Source organism: Methylobacterium sp. WL103, assembly GCF_008039885.1.
Taxonomy (GTDB): Bacteria; Pseudomonadota; Alphaproteobacteria; order Rhizobiales; family Beijerinckiaceae; genus Methylobacterium; species Methylobacterium cerastii.
Map to the genome: position 1 here is coordinate 1 of NZ_VRUX01001067.1, position 845 is coordinate 845.

The window sequence follows — 845 nt, forward strand, 5'->3', positions numbered from 1 at the left end:
CCACGCCCGAAGCGACGCTCGCCGACCCGGCCGAGAGCGAGCGCAGCGTCCGCGAAAAGCTCGCGGCCGCCGAGGCGGCGCTCGCACGGTCCGAGTCCGATCGCGGCGAGACGGTCGAGCGCGAGAACGCCGACCTGCGCCGGCGCATCACCGAAGTCGCCGACGCGCTGGCGCAGCGCGAGCGCCTGCCGCCGGTAGCGGCCTACGCGATGCACGCATCGTCGCACTGATCGACCGCCGACGCAGCGGATTTCGAGGGGTGCGCTTGCGAAACCCCTCCGCGATGCCTTGTTTCCACCACGCGATGGCATCATCGCACCGCCATCCCGCATTTCGACCCGACAGATGGAACGACGCCCCATGGCCTTGAAGCTCATGCCCCTCGCCCTCGCGCTCGGCTTGGCCGTGTCGTTCTCCGCGCCGGCCTCCGCCGCGCCCGAGACCAAGCGCGGCAACGAGACCCTGAAGAAGTACTGCACCGGCGATTACCTGAACTATTGCGGTAACCTCGCCCCCGAGGATCCGAAGCTCGACGCGTGCTTCGAGAAGAACTGGAAGTCGCTGTCGGAGAACTGCCGCCGCGCCATCGACGCCTACCAGGCGACCACGGGCGGAAAGAAGGGCTGAGCCCGCGCAAGTCGACCGGCGCGCTTCGGATTCGCGCTGTGGCGCGTGGGCGCTCGCCTCGGGGTGCCGCAACGGCTAAGGTGTGATCCTCCCTCGGGAGGACCACACCCAGAAGTGCCCGCCGGACCCTCCGCGATGCCGCCCTCCCGCGTCCTGACGTCGATCCTAGCCGCAGCCCTCGTCGCGCTCGCGCTGGCGGGCTGCGGCCGCCGCGGCGC

At 70.7% G+C, this 845-nt stretch carries 1 protein-coding gene and 1 pseudogene; both read left to right on the top strand.

The features are described 5' to 3' along the window. Positions 1-230: pseudogene (locus tag FV222_RS30310) on the top strand (hypothetical protein); the annotation flags it as partial. A gap of 130 nt (positions 231-360) precedes the next feature. After that, positions 361-627 (top strand): 3',5'-cyclic-nucleotide phosphodiesterase, encoded by a 267-nt coding sequence (locus tag FV222_RS27805; protein WP_147752616.1) that lies wholly within the window; start codon positions 361-363, stop codon positions 625-627. The last annotated feature ends 218 nt before the right edge of the window (positions 628-845 follow it).

Excerpts from the sequence above, each read along its gene's own strand:
- FV222_RS27805 (WP_147752616.1), top strand. The coding sequence starts at position 361 with ATGGCCTTGAAGCTCATGCCCCTCGCCCTCGCGCTCGGCTTGGCCGTG.